The following is a 21,825-nucleotide window of genomic DNA, read 5'->3' as shown; positions in this document are numbered from 1 at the left end:
ATTCAAGCCAGATAAACATCAAAAATGCACCTTAAGGCGTAATTTTTAGTGACTAAAAATCAAATAGTTGTAGTACCCTCTCTCTTATAAAGAGTAAAGAAAATCTAACCAATTACATTTGAAATAAATTATTACAACTTTATAAAAAAGAGGGTAAGAAAGATCGGTAATTAGGGCATATCAACGCCCTAATTACCTATTGATGAGAAGAGGTGAGCAGCTAACTATTGCTAATATTAAGTTTCAACGCAGCAGCTATCGCAAGTGGCGAAAAAGTAATACTGGCGGCAAACAGCGCTGCGAGAATGGCAAAATAGCCATCTAGCGGCATTTTAAAGCTATGCGCCTCCATTGTACCTGTTGCATAGATAAGCACAGGAATATAAAGCGGTAAAACTAGCAGGCTGACTAAAACGCCACCTTTTTTTAAAGAAACCGTTAATGCCGCGCCTATCGCACCAATAAAACTCAATACAGGCGTACCCAGTAACAATGTTCCCGCTAAGACAAATAGCGTGTCTGCGCTAAAAGACAGCATTAATGCAGCAACTGGAGATAACAAGATCAAGGGCAGCCCAGTGACTAACCAGTGTGCAATGACTTTAGCAAAAACGGTAATAAATAAGGGATGTGGAGCCAAAAGTAGCTGTTCAAGGGAACCATCGAGGTAATCATCCTTAAATAAGCGCTCTAACGATAACAGCGAAGACAAAATAGCGGCAACCCAAAATACCCCAACCGCAATACGTGCTAATAACTGAGGTTCAGGACCAATACTAAGAGGAAATAGTGTGATAACAATTAAGAAAAACCACAACGGGTTAACCAATTCAGAAAAACCACGAAAAGCAATTTTAAGTTCTCGTTTAATTAATAACCAAAACATGTTTCAACCCCACCCGTCAGTTTTAGTGAGCCAAATTGCCCTGACATCGCTTGGTGAGAGGTAAACAAAATAATCCCCCCTTGCTTTGCATGTTGATGAAAACGTTCTGTTAAACGCGCCACTCCCGCAACATCAATCGCAGTAAAAGGCTCGTCAAGTACCCACAAAGGGGCTTCGCTTAGCCATAACCTCGCTAAATTAACACGCCGTTGTTGGCCCGCAGACAATTGACTTACAGGGATATCTTCATAACCAATTAGCGAAACTTCCTCTAAAGCGGCCCAAATACGGTCACCTTCACTGCCTTTATTATGCATTCGGTAATAAAATTTGAGGTTTTCATACGGGGTCAATAATGATTTCACTGCGGGTTTGTGCCCTAAATAAAGCAGATGGCGCGTAAACTCTTCTTTCAGTTTTTCAATCGATTGATTATTCCAACAAACCGCACCCTCATCAGGCTTTAATAGCCCCGCCATCATGCGTAACAAGGTGGTTTTCCCCGCACCATTAGGCCCTTCAACTTGCAAGATCTCACTGGGCTGAACGGTAAAATTTAGCTGGTGAAATAGAACCCTATTTTGCCGAAGGCAACTCACATCTTGAGCACTTAGCATGCAGCACAATTCCTGTTGTTTTTATTTTAAAGGTTAGCTTTTTGCAACTTTGTTCAACAGCATATCACTAATAGAGTCGCTCGATATTGCTTCACCGCAAAGCACTTGCATCAAAACCTCTGAACCTAGTGTAGATAATGAAAACAACATATCAGGCTTAAGTAAGCGAACTTTATCCATATTGCTTTCTTGGTTAATTAGCACCACAGTTTTTACCGAACTATTTTCCCCCGCTTGCTCTTTCACCCCCAATAAAGCGAAAGTACTGAGCGAATCGCTATCTGTCATGACTAACACACACTTTGCGTGTTTAACATTAGCTGCGGCGAGCAATTCGGAACTGGTTGGGTCACCGGTCACAATATTATCCTTTTCAGGGTAATGGCTGCGATGGTTTTCTTGGCAAATCACGGCCACCGGCAGTTCTCGGTTTTTCAGCCCTTGATAAACATTGACGGCCATTGGTGTGCTACCAATCACCACATAATGATTTTTCATATAAGAAAACCTCTTACGCACGATTTCTTTCGTACCTTTAGCTAACACCCCAACAATATAAACCACTGAAGTGGTAAAAATTGTGATCCCTAAAATAATCACTGTCACTGTGAATACACGCGCATCAACCGTAACCGGAACAATGTCACCAAACCCGACCGTTGTCATGCAAACTAAAGCAAAATAAAAGGCCGTTGTGCCGTCTTTAACGACTGGTGAAAATTCATCACCAATATATAAAGTACCAAAAATGGAATACAGCAATAATGCAATAATACAGGTTATTGCCACAAACCCGGCACTGGTTAAGCTATGGTGATGATACAGCTTCCAAAAAAGGCACAAAGCAACCAATAAAAAGAGGGAAAAATAACCTTGATGTATGTTTTCTTGTGTTAACCGCAGGTCAACAAATGAAATAATCCCAAGTAAAAATAATGAAAACACCCAAGCGATACGGGCTCCGTTAACCATAAATAGCGATAGGAAAATCAGTGAAATTCCCAATAAAAATCTCGGGATATCCAGCAATTTCATAAAACCCAGTGACTTCAACCACTGTGTTAGCCCAGACTCACGCCAATCAATGTAGTCGGTATAAGCGCTTAATACAGGCTTTAAAATCATTGCGCCATCAATAATAATTAGCAATGAAAGAAGCACCCTAATTGATAGGGGTGATTTCAAAAAAGCCACAAATGAGTTATCTAACATGTATTGCTCTCACCCTTCACTGATGCATTCACCAAATTTTCTTATATACCATAAATATGTCAAAGGATAGTATCAATGGCGTAAAGACGATTACAAATGCTAATTCGCCATTTACTATTTTGCTAATGGCGGGCAAAACATCGTCTATAATTGAATATCACAAGAACTGCCCCATTAAAACCAAACACGTTCTTTGCAAAAAAAACACTAATAAACATAGCGTTATGGAATTATTAAGAAATTATTATTTATAAAGGATATATTTTGGAACTTAAACTACGTCTTTATATCTAAAAATCGATTTCTCAATTATTTTTTATATTCGACTTAACAATAATAGAAAACAAGAGTTTAAAAACCTATGGGTAACACTACACACTCAGAAAAATTTAGCTGGATCTCACTGCTCTGGTTACTAATCTACTTTTGGTATTTTTCATCCCTATTACAACTGTATGTGCTAGTAACAGGGCAAAGTAATTCCATTGGCCTAAGAGATTCACTACTCTACAGCTCTCTTTGGTTGATCCCTGCCCTACTTTTTCCTAAAAAAGTTAAGCTAATTGCAGGAGTAATTGGGATTGTTTTATGGCTTTCCTCGGTTGTTGCTCTCGCTTATTTTGTTGTTTATGGGCACCAAATATCACAAAGTGTCATGTTTGTGATGTTTGAAACCAATACCAATGAAGCAGGCGAATTCCTTAAACAATATTTTAGTTTCAAAGTATTAGGTGTCATACTCGCTTACACGGTCGTCGCTATCTTCCTTTGGACGCGCCTAAAACCGGTAACATTACCAAAACCAGGGCGCATCGGTATTTCATTGCTGATTTTAGTTATTTTGTTCGGAATTCCTTATTATAACAAAGGCATTAAACAAGACCGGCCAATAGCTAATGTCGCATCTTATTTGAATAGTAAACTCGCCTATGCTGCACCATGGCAGTTTGTTAGTGGTTACCTTTTATATAAAAACCAGCTGGCAAACATGGAGGAGTTAATCCGCGACAACAGTAAAATTCCACCATTAGAAAACTTCGTCGATGCAAACGGTGACACCCCCCGCACATTTGTGTTAGTGATTGGTGAGTCCACCAGCCGCGATAGAATGAGCCTATATGGCTATTCACGCCCAACCACCCCTGAGTTAGATGAGCTAGCTAACGATTACCCTGCTAATTTATCTGTATTCAATGATGTGGTGACATCACGACCTTATACTATTGAGGCACTACAACAAATTCTGACGTTTGCGACACAAACAGAGCCTGAACTGTTCAATTCACGCCCTTCTATCATGAACATGATGAAGCAAGCAGGTTTTAAAACGTTTTGGATCACTAACCAGCAGACAATGACTGAGCGTAATACCTTATTAACGGCGTTCTCTCGCCAAACAGATAAGCAATATTATTTGAACAATGACATGGCGCAAAGCTCACGTATTTATGATGACGTGGTTTTTTCTCCATTCAAAGAAGCGCTTGCAGACCCTGCAGAAAAGAAATTTATTGTTGTCCATCTGTTAGGAACCCATATGCGCTATGAATTCCGCTACCCAGAAGATAAAGCTATTTTCAAAGATAAAGACAGCGTGGTTCCAGCGAATCTAAATGATGATGAAGTAAAAGATTACAATGCTTATGATAACGCGCAATATTATAACGACTATGTTGTTTCAACATTAATCAAGGACTTTGATTCTTCAAAAGAAAATGGTTTTCTGGTGTTTTTCTCAGACCACGGTGAAGACGTTTATGATACCCCGCCTCATAAAATGTTAGGGCGCAGCGAAGGAAAGCCGAGTAAAGTCATTTACAATGTGCCTTTCCTAGTTTGGCAGTCACCTGAGTGGTTATCAACTCATCAATTTGATTTAAATGATAAAACAGCCCGACCATTCAGTAATATGGACTTTATCTATGCGTGGTCTGATTTAGCAGGTTTAAACTATACCGGGTTTGAGCCCGAAAAAAGCCTGTTTAATGAGGCATTTAAACCTCAACCTCGTTACATTGGTGACCCAGATAATAAATCCTCATTAATGCTTTATGATGATTTAAAACAATAATTAGGTCTCTGTCGGTGAAATGTTACCTGCATTTCACCGACTTATTCATTTAAGCTATAACTTTCAGGTGCTGTGCACCCTTGCGGTTTATTTTACCATCTCGCAAAATGAACGTGACTTCACCACGCCAAAATTCAGCTAAGAAAATATCGTTTATTGATTCAATACCTTGTAATTCAATTTGCTGTATTAACCAAGCCTCGTCTCTTTCGATAGATTCCAAACCATAGCTTCTAATTACCCCTTCTTTTATCAGGATCACTGATGGCATATTTTTTTCATCACAAATAATGGTTAGCTGCCCATCAGGTTCTATTTGCGCATAATAAATTTCTTGAAAGGAGTGAATGCCTTGTGCATGAATTCGAGATGAAATATTGATGAGGTCTATCTTATTGGCTTTTTCTAAGATGTTTTCCATTATAAATTGGCCTTTTTTAATAATGGGTATGGGATTACCAATGGCCACATTACGAAAAAAATTAAATCTTTTTGTTAAAAAGTTCAAAAAGCTTATAAACAAAACACCAATAATTAAAATAATCACATACTGGTACAATGGGATAGTATCACTGTAAATCACCCCACCAATAATGCCCCCTAAGACAAAATTACCAATAAAATCAATAGGAGTCATTTGGGAAAGCTGTGTTTTCCCCGATAGATTCATATGAGTGATAACAATGGCAAAACCGATAATAAATTTTAAAATAATCAACGAATAATAGTACGCCATAATGCTATTCCTTTGTTATCTAAGCCATAAATTTGTTTTCATTATTTATTTAATAATAAGTTCAATCAGTTTAGCTTGATTCTCTATCTTTTATAACTCTATAGCATGGAACAAAAGATGACTTTCCAGAAAATAGGCTTTCACTTGAGCCAACAATGAAAAAATATAACTATTTCAATTAGTTACCTAATTATTTTATAACTCACTTAATTTCAACTATAGTTAAATATACAGATTGGCGATTATGCCAATATCGAGAGTTAAATATACAGATTGGCGATTATGCCAATATCGAGCTTCAATAACATTTTTACCAGCATCGTGCTAAGGATATGTTTATGAATATAAAACTCATCACTTCACTTCTTTTCGCGGGGATCGTTACAGTTATCGTAGGTTGTGATGACTCATCCAAACCAAGTGACACCGTTAAACAAGCTGAAGAAAAAGCCCAGCAACTAAAAGAAGATGGTGAACAAAAAGCTGATGAACTAACGAAAGATGCGCAAAACAAAGCTGAAGAGTTAAAACAAAATGCGTCAGAACTGAGCCAAGAAGTCAAAACAGATGCGATAAATAAAGCCGATGAAGTCGCAACCGATATGAAAGAAAAAACGGAATCACTCAAAGCAGAAAATGACGCAGAAACTGATAAAAAATAGTTTTCTTCTCGGTCCCCTTCAAGAATGTGGGCTTAAAATGCCTGCATTCTTATTTTCCTCAGAAAAGCACCAAAACCCTCCTAACTAATTCGCCATTCCACGATATAATTGCACTTCTTACTCGTTAGCTCTCAGGAAAACTAATGCAAATTAAATATAGCATTGGGTATGCAAACCCAGAACTCCTTACCGATGCCTTCAACCTGCGCCAACAAGTTTTTACTCAAGAGCAAGGGTTTCCCGCTGATATCGATGTCGATGAATATGATGAGTCCGCATTACATGTCGTTTTGTATTTAGAAGGACAGCCTGCTGCGGTATTACGTTGTGTGCTACTTGACGATAACCTCATCAAAGTAGGCCGCGTTGCAGTACAAAAACCACACCGTGGTAAAGGGCTAGGACGTGAATTAATGAAATTTGTAGAGCAATATGGCCGTTCCCATCATTACCGTAGGATTGCGCTCTCAGCACAACATACTGCCATTGATTTTTACCATACTCTGGGGTACCAAACTGAAGGAGAAATGTATGATGAAGAGGGAATGGACCACATTTATATGACATTATCTTTAGAGTTATAACTGCCCTTGAATTAAATTTTTTCGCCTATATATTGATATAAGGTCAATATTCAATCAAATAGGGGGAAATGATGGCAAATGGCTGGGCAAATGAAGATGCTGTTCAAGAACAAATTGATGCCACTCTCGATGATGCGGTAGCGCAAGCGCGTCGCCAATTGCACTCAGGTGAAAGTGCCGAGTTTTGTGAAGAGTGTGGTGAGGCAATTCCTGAGGCTCGCCGTTTAGCATTAGCCGGCGTTAAATTCTGTATTAACTGCCAAAATGAATTAGATAAAAAACAATCTACATTTAGCGGCTATAATCGGCGTGGCAGTAAGGATAGCCAATTACGCTAATCACATTTCCTCCTCTACTTATCGATGGTTTTTACTTATCTCGTACTTACTTTCGCTCATTTACGTTAACTTATTGGTACAACATGTAAATATTACATTGTTAGTTATTAATTTAATGATAATTAACATGATATTTTTATCCTCTATTTAATGTTATTTCCCGATATTGTTGATCATTCACTCGTATCATGGCAGTATAACCGCCTATTTTTTAACTTATGAAGGTGATAAAGACTCGGGTTTCATCATTATATTTGGCGGTTTAGTCTGCCATCAACACCCTATTATTGTTCTTTCTATCTCGTTTCCTTAGGGAACCTTTTCGCAATTATTCACTGTTTCATTAAGAAGGACAGCTCGCTGCATACTTTGTTGATATCGGTATGCCAAAAATAAAATAAAACAAAAGAAGGTTGTTATGAGTCAAATTGATACTGATTCTAAAAAAATTCGTTCTAAAATTAGTCCCCCTGTGTTTTATAGCTCTGCCATCATTATTTTGGTTATCGTAGGCTTTGCCGCTTTGATGCCAAAAGTCGCAGAATCTCATCTAAGTCATCTTCAACAAAATTTATTTAATAACGCTAGCTGGTTCTACATTCTTGCCGTTGCTATTGTTCTTTTGAGTGTGACTTATCTGGGACTCTCTCGTTATGGGCAAATAAAATTGGGGCCAGACCACGCCCAACCCAATTTTAGCTATGTGTCATGGTTTGCTATGCTTTTCTCCGCAGGTATGGGAATTGGGTTAATGTTTTTTGGGGTTGCTGAACCTGTAATGCATTACCTAAACCCGCCAGTTGGTGAACCGCAAACCATTGAAGCTGCTAAAGAAGCGATGCGTTTAACCTTCTTCCATTGGGGGTTACATGCATGGGCGATTTACGCCATTGTCGCATTAATTTTAGCATTTTTTAGTTATCGCCACGGCCTACCTCTGACATTACGTTCAGCCCTTTACCCTATTATTGGTGATCGAATTTATGGCCCTATTGGCCATGCAGTTGATGTGTTTGCTGTTGTCGGTACCGTATTTGGTGTCGCGACCTCATTAGGGTTTGGCGTATTACAGGTCAATGCTGGGATGAACCATTTATTTGGTTTGCCCGTTAATGAAATGGTACAAGTCGGGTTAATTATTGCTTTTACTGGTTTAGCGACTATTTCTGTCGTCTCTGGACTAGATAAAGGGATCCGTATTTTATCTGAACTCAACCTTGGCTTAGCATTTCTATTATTGCTGCTTGTGGTGATTTTAGGTCCTACTGTATTACTATTAAAATCTTTTGTAGAAAATACTGGCGGTTATTTATCTGAAATAGTCAGTAAAACGTTTAATCTTTACGCCTATGAACCCAAATCAAGCAGTTGGTTAGGTGGTTGGACGCTACTGTACTGGGGGTGGTGGTTATCTTGGTCGCCATTTGTCGGTATGTTTATTGCCCGTATTTCTCGCGGCCGTAGCATTCGTGAATTTGTTATGGGAGTACTGTTTGTCCCCGCAGGTTTCACATTGATGTGGATGACATTCTTCGGTAACACAGCGATTGACTTGATTAAAAATAAAGGCGCAACATTATTAGCCGAAACTGTTCAAGCGGACGTATCTCTCGCTTTGTTTGAATTCCTTAATTATTTTCCATTCTCTTCGGTCTTATCTTTCTTCGCCATGCTAATGGTTATTGTGTTTTTTGTGACTTCAGCGGATTCAGGAGCCATGGTCGTTGACACGCTAGCCTCTGGAGGCGATTCTAACACGCCAGTTTGGCAACGTATCTTCTGGGCAGGTTTGATGGGAGTTGTTGCCATTACCATGCTACTCGCAGGTGGTTTGCAAGCCTTACAGACACTCACCATTGCGAGTGCTCTGCCCTTTGCTGCCGTTTTGCTTGTCTCCATTTATGGGTTATTTAAAGCCTTACGCGTCGACGCTTATAAGCGAGATAGCCAGCAATTAGCCACCATCGCCCCTACCGCTAGCCGTAACCCGATTCCGTGGCAGCGACGCTTGCGTAACATTGTCTATTTCCCTAAACGTGCACATGTTAAGCGTTTTATGGAAGAATCTGTGAAGCCATCCATGGAAATGGTGTCTGAAGAACTCGCTAAGCAAGGTACTGTGTGCCATATCCATACCGATAAAGATGACCGAATTGGGTTTGAAGTCGATTTAGGCGACGATATGAACTTTTTCTATGAAGTTCGCCTCCGTTACTATATTCAACCGTCATTTGCGTTATCGGGTATGGGTACTGAAACAGATGAAGAAAAAAGCGAAGAACAACGCTACTATCGCGCTGAAATTCACTTAAAAGAAGGTGGGCAAGACTACGATGTGATGGGCTGGGCAAAAGAGCAGATCATTCACGATATTCTTGATCAGTACGAAAAACATATTCACTTCTTACACTTATTGGGTAAGTAGTCCTAAAAAAGAAACATTACCTAAAATGTGTCGATAAAAATTCACAGGCGGCTAAAATCATAACCGCCTGTGTTTATTCAATTGTCTATTAATGCAATAGAATCCTATTTCATGACATTTGCATTTTTGATAATAAAGTACTGACGCTAGCTAAGTCTGGTAAGATTTTAGTGATCGTATATTCACATAATATTCCTTGAGTATTACCCTCTCCTTGTAAATAACATTTCATTCCAATCCCTGAGGTTGATATTTTTTTATAGACGAATTTCGACTAAAGTAATTAATAGTAAAATCAGTTAATCGTTTTGCTAAATATCCACCACTCACAAGAAGAACTTGATTTCGGGGTCTGATCCCCATGATAGGTTACACACCGGAACCTATCATGGATAAAAAGAGTGTAAAACCATTAAAAACAGTGCATTAGACTTATTTTTAACTAGTTAAGTTCACTGTACCACTACACTCTCCATATAATATTTAGGATATTTAAATTAACTCCACAATGAATGAATAACTATTAAATTTTACGCTAATTCGTTTCTTGATTAATTATAGAATTATTTTTTGGACCTGACCAAGTTAGTTGATCCTTTAACTCATCAGGTACTAAAATAAATAACATTCTAATATATTCTATATTTTTTGAGTAAAGCACACTGATTTTCGGAGTGCAATTTTCATAATAGTATTTAGCTTGGTAGTTTAAAAATGATATATCACTACTAGTGAACTCATTCGTTAGAATTTTATTTGGTAAGTTATGTATTAGCTCAGATTCATAATAACATGATAAATCCTTAGATTTTATTTTTTTATCCTGAGATTGAATATTTCTTATGTATGGAAGGATCCAAAATAACATGTCTACATATATTTCATTTTTTGTCATGATATTACCCTATTAATTTCTAGATGGTAATGGTTTTGCTCCAGCAGGAGCAGATTCAACTACAGTCCATCTACCATTTTCAATCAATTTATTAATATACTGCGAGTCACCTGTTTTAACATATATTTCTTTAGCTGCTACCATTCTATGATTGCCTTCTGATATATAATGAATACCTCTTTTATCGACGTATCCAGCAATAATACCTTCTGGTGCAGTGAATCTATAGTTATTGCTGAGCATATCTATTTTCATTTGATCTATTTGACTAGGATTTTTAAGGCCCGTTTGTGTACTTTTTATCATTAATGTTATTTCATCAGAGCCTAGTTTTGACACTGTCAATACGCTCTTTTGTATAAGTTGTTTTCCTATCCAACCTAATGAAATAACTGAGGCTTGTATTTCAGGATCTGATATTAATACTGCTGCTTTTGTCCAACCCGGTGTTTTTGCGTTTATTTTATTTAAGTCTTGTGAGTTCCAATACATTAAGTACTGTTTTGCTAGGTCATTTTACATGACATCAAAACCTAGATAACTAGCCCAGTAAGGCCTTTTAGCTAAATCAAATGCATTTGATATTCTCGTTTTAGTGATATCTTGTGTAACTAATGGGTTATTAGTTATTTCTACATCTAAATTGCCACTGTTTATTAAGCTGAACATAGCATATTTTTTTATTTGTGTAGCTTCGCAGTTTGTATTACCAGCACACTTTTGCATTTCATTATCAAAATCCATTGCAAGTTCATGAAGTAAGTGATTAAACCTGAAGGTACTTTCTCCCGAGTCCGCACCACTGTAGACCCCTCCGGCATTACCTGTGAATATTGCACCCGCAAATCCCCCTAACACGCGGGATAATTGAGCGTATTTCTCAGAATCTTTTTGCCATTCTTTTTCATTGATCAAATTGTTGTTTAGTGTGATCCCAGCTAACTGAACAGCAAGACTACCAACTATAGCCCCTTTTGCATTTCTGCCTGCAATTTCAGCGCTAATCCCCGAAACTACAGAGTGGCCTAAAAGCTTGCCTGAATGACCTAAGATGTCCCCTTTATCTCCAATTAGCTTGGCACCTTCGGCATTAATTTGACTCCCGATATTACTGAGTAAGGCACTCTTAAAGTTATCGGTAAAACTGCCACCTTGGATCGTGGTATTCACGGTTGAACTAATCACAGATTGCGCGGCAACACGCTGAGCAACCTTATTCCAATCCCCATTACTTAATAAAGGTAACTTAGCATTCCCCGGATTCCCTTTTGTCCATCCCATTTTGACATCTAAACCATTAAGCGCCCCGGAGATCACCATTTGAGCAACAATAGATTTAACTGTTTCGCTTTTACCTAGTGAATTAAGCGCTTTGGATAGGTTTCCTTGGTTTTCAGCCAGTGCGATCGCTGCTTGTGTTGAAAGAGCCGTCATACCAGAGTAAGCCGCGCCTGATATCACCGCAGCACTCGTACCACTGCTACCGGATGCTGCCCAAGCCGCAAATTTAGTTGCTGTACCTGACGTCATCGCTGCAACGGTTATCATAATCAGCGCAGCAGCAACCGGGTTTAAACTCTGGCTTTTATAATCCCAACTGTCATAGGCGTCTTTAACTAAGTTCCACTGCACATCTTCATGGTCTTTTAAGCCTGCAAGCCACTGTGTACCTTCTGTTTGACCAAGAGCCTCTAAGGCATTTTCTAGGCTCTGACCATTTTTCGATTTAACATCCGCAGTGATCCCTTTATTCGCATCAACTGTTAGTTTTCCACCAATATGCAATGCAGGTAAAACCCATTTATCTGAGGTATAGCCTTTATTACGTTGGGTGATATAAAAACCGTTTGAATTTGTAATCACCTGTTCAAATTGCGAGTTTTTGACCGCTTTAAAATTCACCTTGCCCGTTTGGCTGGTGATTTTGGCATTCTTGCCCGCATTAATTTTGGTCGCTTCTAATGTGACATCATCCTTGGCATACAAATTAATGTCGCCACCAGCAGTAAATTCAGTGACTTTATTGGTTTTATCACTGCGTGTTTTTCTCACTTCCTTTTTCGTAATACAAAGCGTCCATCTATTGCATTTCTTTTTATACTCTTCAAAATAACTGCTTTCTTCCATGGCTTGCGCATAGAGATAGCCACCTTTTGCGGCAATATCCATCGCACCTTTGGCAACGAGACGAGACGCTTGGAACAGAATGCTCCCCTCAGACAAAATGGTCAGGGTTTTACCACTGTTAATTTCAGTGCCAATTTGGCGATATAACTCTTCAAATTTTTTCCCTGACTGCTTACGATAGTTCGTTTTGACCGACTCTAAGCGTACATTTCCACCGCTTGAGAGTGTGATGTCATCTAGGGATTTGATTGTGCTACCTTGTGCAGTGAGTGCGCCATTGGAGGCCAGTGTGATGCCTTTGTCACCGGAAAGTGTCGAGGTCACATAACGTACATCTTGGTTATCTTCGTTGGGGTTGGGAATGGCAGAGTAAGCGGTAGCGGTTAATTTAAGATCACGGCCAGAAAGTGCAATAATTTTGTCTTTGGACTGAAGGTTAGCCGACTGCAAGTCAATATCACGGGCTGCATTTAACGTAATATTACCATCCGCGATGAGTTGTGAGCGTAGCTCTGAGTAGCGATTGGTCTTAAATACATTGTCGACATCTTTAATCGCTTTAGAGCCTAAAAGAATATCTTGGCCTGTATTGAATGTCAGTGATTTTCCACTGTTGAAGGCAATGCCATGCGCTTCAATATTTTTACCAGCGGTGAGGTTTATTTCCCCTGAACTTGCCCAATTTCCTGTTTTTGTGAGTAACGCATTGATATTGGCGACAGGCTCTGAAGCCGCGAGTTTCATTAAATTAGATTCATCACGACGAATAAAAATATTGTCATTAGCACTAAGGGTAAGTTTATTCGTTTTGGCTAACTGCGCATTATCAAAAGTGATATTTTTACCCGCTTGGATATGTAACGAATTTGCGGCATTGAGAACCGGGGGCGATAAGACATTATCCTTAAACGCAGAGACAGGATTTAAGCTATATTGAAGATTGCCATTTTTCGCAATTAAGGTGCTGTCTTTAGCCGTTAAATTAACCTGTTTGAGATTAAGGTCGTTGTTGGCAATTAGGCTTTGTGATTGTTTTGCAACCAGTTGTGCATCATGAATATTGATGTTTTGACCAGCGATAATAGACAGATCATTTTCAGACTGTAAGTTGGTAGAAATATTTATATTATTGGAATTTAAAATAATATTTTTTGCTGACATTAAATAAGCGGGGGAATCGATGTGATTTATTTTTGAGATCAGTGATGAGGTAATAGGTAGTTTGTTCTCACTGCTGATCGAATGTTTAAAATCGAGGATGAGATTCGCACCTGAATGTAACCCTTTTTTTGTTTTTACATTATCAATCAATTCCAAAATGAACACATCACCTTGTATTTTATAATGCGTTTCTAAAATTAATTCTTTGATATTTCTAATATTAACTATTCCACTTCCACTGTTCGAAGGATCAATGACATAATTTTTATAGGTGTATTTTTTCCAGCCAGTATTTTGACTGTTATCTAAAGTATTACCGGTTAAAATTAAATTTTTCTTAGCGGAAATGATACCGTTATCATTAGTGATTTGATTACCATTAAGATAAGCATTACCACCGCTAACTATTTCTCCGATCCGAACTGAATCATCAGAGTAAATACTTTGACCTGTATTGACTAAAACACCCTCTTTATAAAATGCATTTGAAAAATCAGCTACACCGAACCACTTATTAGGAAGAGGGTTAACCAACTTTGCATTCATGACCACATCATAATTCCCGCCTCCTTCTCTAACTCGGTCTATTAATAAGTTCTTACTTGTGGAGGTCGGTTGTATCGTATTTTCCTTGTAGTGGGTATTTAACGCCATGTTGGTCAATTTTTTTGTCCGAACAACCAAGTCCCCCGCATTGGTCTTTATCGTCCCGGATTTATTCTCAATCAGCGTACTCAAATCACCCTTGGCATTTTTTTGTATCCACAGATTATCTTGTGCCTGAATAAGTGCGCTATTTCCTGTGTTACTGACGTTATCAGCAAAGACTCGCATGTCCTTACCAGCGATAACTTTCCCGTTATTGGTGAGGGTGTTGGTGGCTAATGTGATGTCTTTGGCGGCATTCACGTTGGCATTGGCGTTAATTTGCAGGTTTTTGGTGCTGACATTAATGTCTTTTTTCCCTTGGATATTACCCGCAAGAGTAATTTTTCCATCGACAGTTAACGTCAGGTCATGTTGGTTGGCTTGCACATTGCTGAGGTTAATCCCCACCCCTGATTCAGTACTCACCAATTTCACTTGATTGGCATACATCCCACCCAGTGCTTTGGTATCTACCGAAATACTGGGTTTTGCCCCTTCACCCGCAATCGGTGTTACGGTGCCTTTTTGAAAATCGACACGGTTGGTGCCTTGCATCAAGGTCAAGTTTTTGGCTTTGATTTGCCCATTTAGTTCGGTGGCGCGGCTGATAATATCGGCATAGGTTTGTGCTTCGGCATTCAGGCCATTGGCGCCAATAACCACACTGCCTTTTTTCACCTCAACCGCAGACAATGCCCCCTTGTTATCCAGAATGGGTTTTCCCGTGGTCAAGGTAATCGCTGGGGTATTCACAAAGCTACAGCCATTGCAGGTAATCCCATTCGGGTTAGCAATTAAGACATTCGCCCCTTTGCCTGCTACTTCCAACTTACCTTGTAATTCTGAGCGGCTACTGCCGGTAACTTCGTTGATAATCAGATTAGCGGCATTTCCCTTTAAATTCGCATTGGCTTTGATTTGCCCTGCAATTTGGGAATTCACATTAGTGGTGGCGTTGTTGAGTACCGCACCTTGTTTATCCACATTAAATTGTTGAAATTTATTGTGGGATATTCCCGCCCCATTCGGTGCGGCGATATTAATAATCGGGACGTTATTTTGTTGGCTGATTTGGGTGTTTTTATCTGCTGCCGTCATGGCGGCTCCCCAAGCGGGATGTAAGGGGTAGACTGCGGTTAAGAAAATAATGGTGTAACTTAATATCCGCTTTGAGCGAGAAGGTAATTGTTCATTTAGCATAAATAATCCTTTAAAAACGTAAAGCTACAGAGAAAATGAGACCGACCAATAAGCCGACCAATTGTCTGGTTTAAGTTGTGAGGGATAATGCAAAGGCTTACTGAGTAGAAACTGAGAATAAATTAGGCTATTGCCTGTAAAAGAGAGACCAACGGCTCCCCCCGCTAGGGTGTCATGTTCAACGTGGTATTTATCTGAGGCAATAAACCCGTAATCTAAAGCCCCGATAAAACGCAGTTGCCCAATTGCCGTATTGGCGATGTCTTTATTAATTTCATTACGCCAATATCCGCCTCGGTTACCACTTAAAGACTGCTCGTGGTAGCCACGGACAGAGTACTGGCCTCCAATACTTATGCGTTCAATACCGTATAAATTATCGGGCGAATATTGGCCGTAAAATGAGGTTAAATAGGTCAAACCATTAGAGAAAAAATACTGATAACTGCTGCTTAGACTGAATTTGCGGTAATGGCTGCGCGGTGAATCTTTCGCGAGGGTATCCGGTGAGGCGCCAAAGGCGGATATTCCCCATTCAGCGGCAGGGTTAAACGTGAAGTAACCTTGTCCAAGCGTGGTGCTGTACTGCGGGGTAAATGAGAGCGAGGTTAAAGTTGGGCTGCTGATACTCAAGGTTTGGGAAGCTAACTGGGTGTTGGCATTTTTATGTTTTAAGCTACTTTGCAGTGTAAGCCGTTGCTTCCCATCGCGATAAATTAAGCGGCTGATATCAAGCTGCTGATTGGTATTTTTGCCTTCATAACGATATTGCTGCCCCGATGCATAAAACGGTTGTAACGTACTGTTACGGTAAAATTGGTAACGGTATGACCAATAACCATAAGGCACATTCACATTCGCAACGATATAACGGTTATGGTGGGATACACTTCCATCCATATCGGTATTGCCCGAGACTGACCACTGCTCACCAAACCCTAATGGGGAATCTACCGTTAAACCGCCGGTAAGCAGCTGTTTTCCCGTTGCCTCCATACCCGAGTTATCGAGATTCAACTGGCTCGTGATAGGCCATTTTTTCCCTTGTTGATGAATAATAACCCGAGAGTAGCCATTTTGGCTTCCTGGTTGGATATCGATAGTGTACTTAGCGGACGATAACCGGTTGAGTTGCTCCAACCCTTGTTCAATATGCCGTAGATTTAATATTTTGCCTTGTTGATAAGGAAATATTTGATGAACTAAACGCTCAGGGGAATTTTCAATCTCGATAGTTTCAACATGCCCTTCAATCACTTGTAATAACAATTGATGTGAGGATAAATCTTGCTCAGGAATGATGGCTTGAGAGGTAATAAACCCTTGTTCCATATAGTAATTAGTTACATGCTTGGTGAGCTTTTGTATTTCACTCAGTGTGAGGCAGCGTTTTAAATAAGATGAGGTTAACTGAGTTTGAGTTTTAGTCGTAAGCTGTGTGGCACCGACAAATTGGATCTCACTGATAAGGAAACATATTTCATTTTGGGAAGGAGATGGCAATGCATCTTCAATGGAAATAGTGCTTTGTTTTTCCAATCGATTACGTTGGATTAACTCTGACTCTAACCGTTGTTTCTGTTCAAATTGAACACTTTCCTGTGCAGAGGGGAGTAGTTGATTTTCTGTGTAGCCATAGGGCGAAATCATAAACAACGATAAGTATAATAAACGCCACATAATTTGATATTTTGTCATGTTATCTAAATTTTCGTTACGAACAGTAAATTTACCGTAATGTAACTTATTCTCATTAACTGTTTTTAGATAAAAAAAATCCACCATGACTAAAAATTAATACTTTCATTTTTAATGTGTTTTTTTGTATTTTTTAAGTTTATTAATTCGACAAAACTGCAATTGATAACAATCATTGGCTCTATGCACTGAAAATCAATCATTTGATTTTATTGGGAATGATTTTTCTGAAGAATTTGTCACAAGCAACCTATAAATAATTTCACTATTACAAATAAGATATGACAGTGAGGGATTGACTACTCAACTAATAAATATAAGTGAAGTTCAACTTCAGTGAATCTAAACGGAAAAGTGAATTATTTAAGTAATAACTATATTTAAAATAATTCGAATTGTAGGAAGGTGGCAATTGAAGATAGCCAGATGAGCATACAGTCGTATGTAATCCAAATAACCGAAATATGACCAATAATTAAATTTCTAAATAGCTCGAACTCTAGCAAGGCGGCAATTGAGGATAGTTTGGGGAGCATACATCAGTATGTGACCCAAATAACCGAAATATGACCAATAATTAAATTTCTAAATAGTTCGAACTCTAGCAAGGCGGCAATTGAGGATAGTTTGGGGAGCATACACAAGTATGTGACCCAAATAGCCGAAAGAAGCCAACACAACTAGAGCTCGAAATATGACGAAAATTTAGGCGCTCTTTCTCTTATCAGCAGCGATATTACTATAATCTGGGCTCTCTAAAGCGATTAACTCATCCAACAGTGCGGTCAATTGCTGCATTTTCTCTGGCGAAAAAGCCTGCTCGATTTTTTGATAACCTTCTTCCACTTCCTGCCGTGCTTTGTCATACAACTCTTGCCCCGCAGGAGTCAAAGAGACATATAATTTTCGCTGATCATTCAACGGTTTTAAGCGGAAAATTAAACCTTCACGCTCCATACGGGTTAAGATCCCCGTTAAACTTGGGCGCAGAATACAGGTTTGGACTGATAATTCATGAAAATCAATTGAACGCTTATCAGCTAAAACGCGAATGATACGCCATTGCTGTTCAGTCAAATTATACGACTTTAATATCGGCCGGAAAAAACCCATTGCGGTTTCTCTTGCCTGCAATAATGCAATTGTCAATGATTCATGCATAAGCTTAAAACTCACCACTTAATTAACGTTATTTAGCCCAATTTAGGTATTTTATGGCGGCTGCCACATTGCTTTATTGGCCCAATGCTTTAGTGAAACCTTTGGTTATCACCATGAATTTCCACATCACCAATTTGCCTTAATTAAGAGTAGCACGCCCAAATAACAATCTCAAAGAAAAACCCTAAAATATTAATGAGTAAATAATTTAAAATCCAACTTTAAAGTTAATTTTTTGTAAATCAAAAAAAATTGAAAAAATAATAAATTCTTTTATAACAGCATCTTACAGAAAGGTAACTTAATTGTGTTAATGAGATCACAATTAAAATTAACATTTTCATAAACCTATTGCTAATTCAAAAAATATACTTTATTAATATGTTAATAATTACTCGAAAGTTGAATTCTTTTCATTAAGGAGTTGTCAATGAAAGGCACTGTATTTGCCGTTGCCCTCAATCATCAAAGCCAGCTTAGCCATTGGCTCGAGGCATTCCAGCAAGCCCCTTATAAAACCCCGCCGAAAACCCCAGTGTGGTTTATTAAGCCGCGTAATACGCGTATCAATTCAGGCGAGCAAATTTTGCATCCCGCAGGTGAAGAAGTGCAAAGTGGCGCTACGCTTGCTTTGGTAATCGGCAAAAATGCACGTAAAGTCAGCAAAGAAGATGCACATCAATTTATTGCTGGGTTTGCATTGGCAAATGAAGTGAGCTTGCCAGAAGACACATTTTATCGTCCTGCGATTAAAGCCAAATGCCGTGATACTTTCTGCCCAATCGGTGAAATGGTAGCAACTTCACTGAATACTCCTGTTGATATCATCACTCTAGTGAATGGCAAAGAAGCGGATCGCTGGTCAACAAAAGATCTGATCCGCGATGCTAGCGAGTTAGTGGCTGCATTAAGTGACTTTGCCACCTTAAAGCAAGGGGATGTGATCCTACTCGGCACACCACAGCAACGTGTCACCATCAAACCCGGTGATGAAGTGGTTATCCAAGCGGAAGGCTTTCCTAGCCTGAAAAATACCGTTGTGGCAGCAGGAGGAAAATAATGTCTACGATGATAAAACGCGCCAAAATCCTTTTTAAAGGCACTGAATATTCCGTCACTGTTGGTGATAACGAAGCCATTACATTACCTAATGGGGATGTGATCGCGGGTGATTCTCCTGATGTTACATGGCTGCCTCCTGCTCAAGGGACGTTATTTGCCCTTGGTTTGAACTATGCCGACCACGCCGCAGAGTTAGAATTTAAGCCACCTGAAGAACCGCTGATTTTCTTAAAAGCGGAAAGCAGCTTAACGGGTCACCGCCAATTTTCTGTTCGCCCTGATAATGTTGAATATATGCATTATGAGTCTGAATTAGTGGTGGTGATTGGAAAAACGGCTCATAAGGTCTCAAGAGAAGATGCCATGGATTATGTCGCAGGCTACACCGTGTGTAATGACTATGCGATCCGTGACTATTTAGAGAACTATTATCGCCCAAATTTACGAGTTAAGAGCCGCGATACCTTAACACCGATTGGCCCTTGGATTATCGATAAAGACGCCGTTAAAGATCCCCATAATTTGGCTTTATACACCTATGTTAATGGTGAATTACGTCAAAAAGGCACCACTGCCGATCTCATTTTTGATATTCCATTTTTAATTGCTTACCTCAGTGACTTTATGACACTGCAACCGGGAGACATGATTGCGACAGGGACACCAAAAGGGTTGTCTGATGTCGTACCGGGTGACGAAGTCATTGTTGAAGTTGAAGGCGTTGGCAGATTGGTCAACACCATTATCAGCGAAAAAGAGTATGAGGAACGTGTGTAATGACTAAGATTAATCATTGGATCAACGGTAAAAACGTTGCTAGCAAAGACTATTTTGAAACCACCAACCCTGCAACTGGCGAAGTATTAGCTGAAGTCGCAGCGGGTGGACAAGACGAAATCAACCAAGCTGTTGCCGCAGCAAAGGACGCATTTCCAAAGTGGGCCAATACCCCAATGAAAGAGCGTGCTCGCTTAATGCGTCGCCTTGGTGAATTGATCGACGAAAATGTCCCGCAAATTGCAGAAATGGAAACCAAAGACACCGGTTTGCCTATTCACCAAACTAAAAATGTGTTGATCCCACGTGCTTCACATAACTTTGAATTCTTTGCCGAAATTTGCCAGCAAATGAATGGCCGCACTTACCCTGTTGATGACAAGATGATGAACTACACCTTGGTTCAACCTGTGGGTGTCTGTGCGCTGATTTCCCCATGGAACGTGCCATTTATGACCGCAACATGGAAAACCGCCCCTTGTTTAGCTCTGGGTAATACTGCGGTGCTGAAAATGTCTGAGTTATCACCATTATCAGCGAATCGCCTTGGTGAACTGGCTCTAGAAGCCGGTATTCCTGCGGGCGTTTTGAACGTGGTTCAAGGCTATGGTAGCACTGCTGGTGATGCTTTAGTCAAACACCATGATGTCCGTGCGGTTTCCTTTACTGGGGGCACGGCCACTGGCCGCACCATTATGCAAAATGCAGGCTTGAAAAAATACTCCATGGAATTAGGGGGTAAATCACCTGTATTAGTCTTTGAAGATGCGGACATTGAACGTGCACTCGATGCCGCTCTGTTCACTATTTTCTCCATTAATGGCGAACGCTGTACTGCGGGCTCACGTATTTTCATTCAAGAAAGCATTTACCCTGAGTTTGTTAAACGCTTTGCGGAACGTGCAAACCGCTTGATCGTCGGTGACCCGAACGATCCAAAAACCCAAGTGGGTGCATTGATCAGCCAACAGCACTGGAACAAAGTTTCGGGTTACATTCGCTTAGGTATGGAAGAAGGCGCAACCTTGTTAGCGGGTGGACCAGACAAACCGACCGATCTACCTGATCACCTGAAAGGTGGTAATTTCTTACGCCCTACCGTACTGGCTGATGTCGATAACCGTATGCGTGTCGCCCAAGAAGAGATCTTTGGGCCTGTAGCTTGTTTAATTCCGTTTAAATCTGAAGAAGACGGTTTACGCATGGCAAATGATATTGAATACGGTCTTGCTTCGTATATTTGGACGCAAGATGTCAGCAAGATCTTACGCCTTTCTCGCAGTATCGAAGCAGGAATGGTGTTTGTTAACACCCAAAACGTGCGTGACCTACGTCAACCATTCGGTGGCGTGAAAGCTTCGGGTGTTGGCCGTGAAGGTGGTGAATACAGCTTCGAAGTGTTTGCAGAAATGAAAAACGTGTGTATCTCCTACGGAGACCACAACATCCCTCGCTGGGGTGTATGATTCATCAATTTTTTATTTTATTTTATTTATCAATTAGATACCCATGAAAATTTGAACTGTAAATGATTCATGATAAATAATAGCTACAACAAATTATAG

16 protein-coding genes and 1 pseudogene are annotated in these 21,825 nt (G+C 39.7%); 8 read left to right on the top strand and 9 right to left on the bottom strand.

The window, feature by feature from the left end; all coding sequences use genetic code 11:
- Positions 1 to 220 precede the first annotated feature (220 nt).
- Genes ccmB through CYG50_RS02765 form a run of 3 tightly spaced genes read right to left on the bottom strand, consistent with a single transcriptional unit; the run spans position 221 to position 2,715 of the window.
- Entirely contained in the window at positions 221 to 886 is a 666-nt protein-coding gene (gene ccmB, locus CYG50_RS02775; protein WP_004905254.1) for a heme exporter protein CcmB, read from the bottom strand.
- Positions 871 to 1,503 (bottom strand): cytochrome c biogenesis heme-transporting ATPase CcmA, encoded by a 633-nt coding sequence (gene ccmA, locus CYG50_RS02770; protein ID WP_102139481.1) that lies wholly within the window; start codon positions 1,501 to 1,503, stop codon positions 871 to 873. Before ccmA ends, ccmB begins: the two co-directional genes overlap by 16 nt.
- Positions 1,504 to 1,536: 33 nt before the next feature.
- A complete protein-coding gene (locus CYG50_RS02765) occupies positions 1,537 to 2,715 on the bottom strand; it encodes an ion channel (RefSeq protein WP_102139482.1) in 1,179 nt (392 codons plus the stop codon).
- A gap of 361 nt (positions 2,716 to 3,076) precedes the next feature.
- Here CYG50_RS02765 and cptA point away from each other — a divergent pair, with 361 nt between their 5' ends.
- A complete protein-coding gene (cptA, locus tag CYG50_RS02760) occupies positions 3,077 to 4,786 on the top strand; it encodes a phosphoethanolamine transferase CptA (protein WP_102139483.1) in 1,710 nt (569 codons plus the stop codon).
- A 49-nt stretch (positions 4,787 to 4,835) separates the two neighbouring features.
- On the opposite strand, the gene CYG50_RS02755 is transcribed toward cptA, so the two are convergent.
- Positions 4,836 to 5,522 carry a DUF421 domain-containing protein gene (locus tag CYG50_RS02755; RefSeq protein ID WP_102139484.1) on the bottom strand — a complete coding sequence of 229 codons (687 nt, stop codon included), beginning with the start codon at positions 5,520 to 5,522 and terminating at the stop codon, positions 4,836 to 4,838.
- 338 nt (positions 5,523 to 5,860) lie between these two features.
- Between CYG50_RS02755 and CYG50_RS02750 the strand changes: the two genes are divergently transcribed.
- From CYG50_RS02750 to CYG50_RS02735, 4 genes are all read left to right on the top strand, one after another.
- On the top strand, positions 5,861 to 6,184 hold the full coding sequence (locus CYG50_RS02750; RefSeq protein ID WP_102139485.1) for a hypothetical protein: 324 nt from the start codon (positions 5,861 to 5,863) through the stop codon (positions 6,182 to 6,184).
- Positions 6,185 to 6,327: 143 nt separating this feature from the next.
- Positions 6,328 to 6,768, top strand: a complete 441-nt coding sequence (locus tag CYG50_RS02745) for a GNAT family N-acetyltransferase (protein ID WP_102139486.1) — start codon at positions 6,328 to 6,330, stop codon at positions 6,766 to 6,768.
- Between the two features lie 71 nt (positions 6,769 to 6,839).
- Positions 6,840 to 7,106, top strand: a complete 267-nt coding sequence (locus tag CYG50_RS02740; protein ID WP_102139487.1) for a DksA/TraR family C4-type zinc finger protein — start codon at positions 6,840 to 6,842, stop codon at positions 7,104 to 7,106.
- Positions 7,107 to 7,524: 418 nt separating this feature from the next.
- Positions 7,525 to 9,531 (top strand): BCCT family transporter, encoded by a 2,007-nt coding sequence (locus CYG50_RS02735; protein ID WP_102139488.1) that lies wholly within the window; start codon positions 7,525 to 7,527, stop codon positions 9,529 to 9,531.
- A gap of 535 nt (positions 9,532 to 10,066) precedes the next feature.
- On the opposite strand, the gene CYG50_RS02730 is transcribed toward CYG50_RS02735, so the two are convergent.
- The 5 genes and pseudogenes from CYG50_RS02730 to hpaR all read right to left on the bottom strand — a co-directional run bounded on the left by CYG50_RS02730 (position 10,067) and on the right by hpaR (position 18,421).
- A complete protein-coding gene (locus CYG50_RS02730; protein ID WP_102139489.1) occupies positions 10,067 to 10,426 on the bottom strand; it encodes a zinc ABC transporter substrate-binding protein in 360 nt (119 codons plus the stop codon).
- A 12-nt stretch (positions 10,427 to 10,438) separates the two neighbouring features.
- A pseudogene (locus CYG50_RS02725) lies at positions 10,439 to 10,924 on the bottom strand (hypothetical protein); the annotation flags it as partial.
- 18 nt (positions 10,925 to 10,942) lie between these two features.
- The gene (locus CYG50_RS02720) at positions 10,943 to 15,562 is read right to left on the bottom strand and encodes a DUF637 domain-containing protein (RefSeq protein ID WP_102139491.1); all 4,620 of its coding nucleotides are present in this window, start codon (positions 15,560 to 15,562) and stop codon (positions 10,943 to 10,945) included.
- A 24-nt stretch (positions 15,563 to 15,586) separates the two neighbouring features.
- A complete protein-coding gene (locus CYG50_RS02715; protein ID WP_168222824.1) occupies positions 15,587 to 17,260 on the bottom strand; it encodes a ShlB/FhaC/HecB family hemolysin secretion/activation protein in 1,674 nt (557 codons plus the stop codon).
- A 705-nt stretch (positions 17,261 to 17,965) separates the two neighbouring features.
- Positions 17,966 to 18,421, bottom strand: coding sequence for a homoprotocatechuate degradation operon regulator HpaR (gene hpaR / locus CYG50_RS02710; protein ID WP_102139493.1), 456 nt, complete (start codon positions 18,419 to 18,421; stop codon positions 17,966 to 17,968).
- 430 nt (positions 18,422 to 18,851) lie between these two features.
- On the opposite strand from hpaR, the gene CYG50_RS02705 reads away from it, so the two are divergent.
- The 3 genes from CYG50_RS02705 to hpaE are packed head-to-tail and all read left to right on the top strand — an operon-like array spanning position 18,852 to position 21,726.
- Positions 18,852 to 19,481: a fumarylacetoacetate hydrolase family protein gene (locus tag CYG50_RS02705; RefSeq protein WP_102139494.1), complete on the top strand. Its 630-nt coding sequence runs from the start codon at positions 18,852 to 18,854 to the stop codon at positions 19,479 to 19,481.
- 11 nt (positions 19,482 to 19,492) lie between these two features.
- Entirely contained in the window at positions 19,493 to 20,260 is a 768-nt protein-coding gene (locus tag CYG50_RS02700; protein WP_102139534.1) for a fumarylacetoacetate hydrolase family protein, read from the top strand.
- A complete protein-coding gene (gene hpaE, locus CYG50_RS02695) occupies positions 20,260 to 21,726 on the top strand; it encodes a 5-carboxymethyl-2-hydroxymuconate semialdehyde dehydrogenase (protein WP_004905295.1) in 1,467 nt (488 codons plus the stop codon). The genes CYG50_RS02700 and hpaE overlap by 1 nt, the downstream gene beginning before the upstream one ends.
- Positions 21,727 to 21,825: the final 99 nt, after the last annotated feature.

It is taken from the genome of Providencia huaxiensis (assembly GCF_002843235.3).
GTDB classification, from domain to species: domain Bacteria; phylum Pseudomonadota; class Gammaproteobacteria; order Enterobacterales; family Enterobacteriaceae; genus Providencia; species Providencia huaxiensis.
This window is presented reverse-complemented; position numbering and strand designations above follow the sequence as displayed.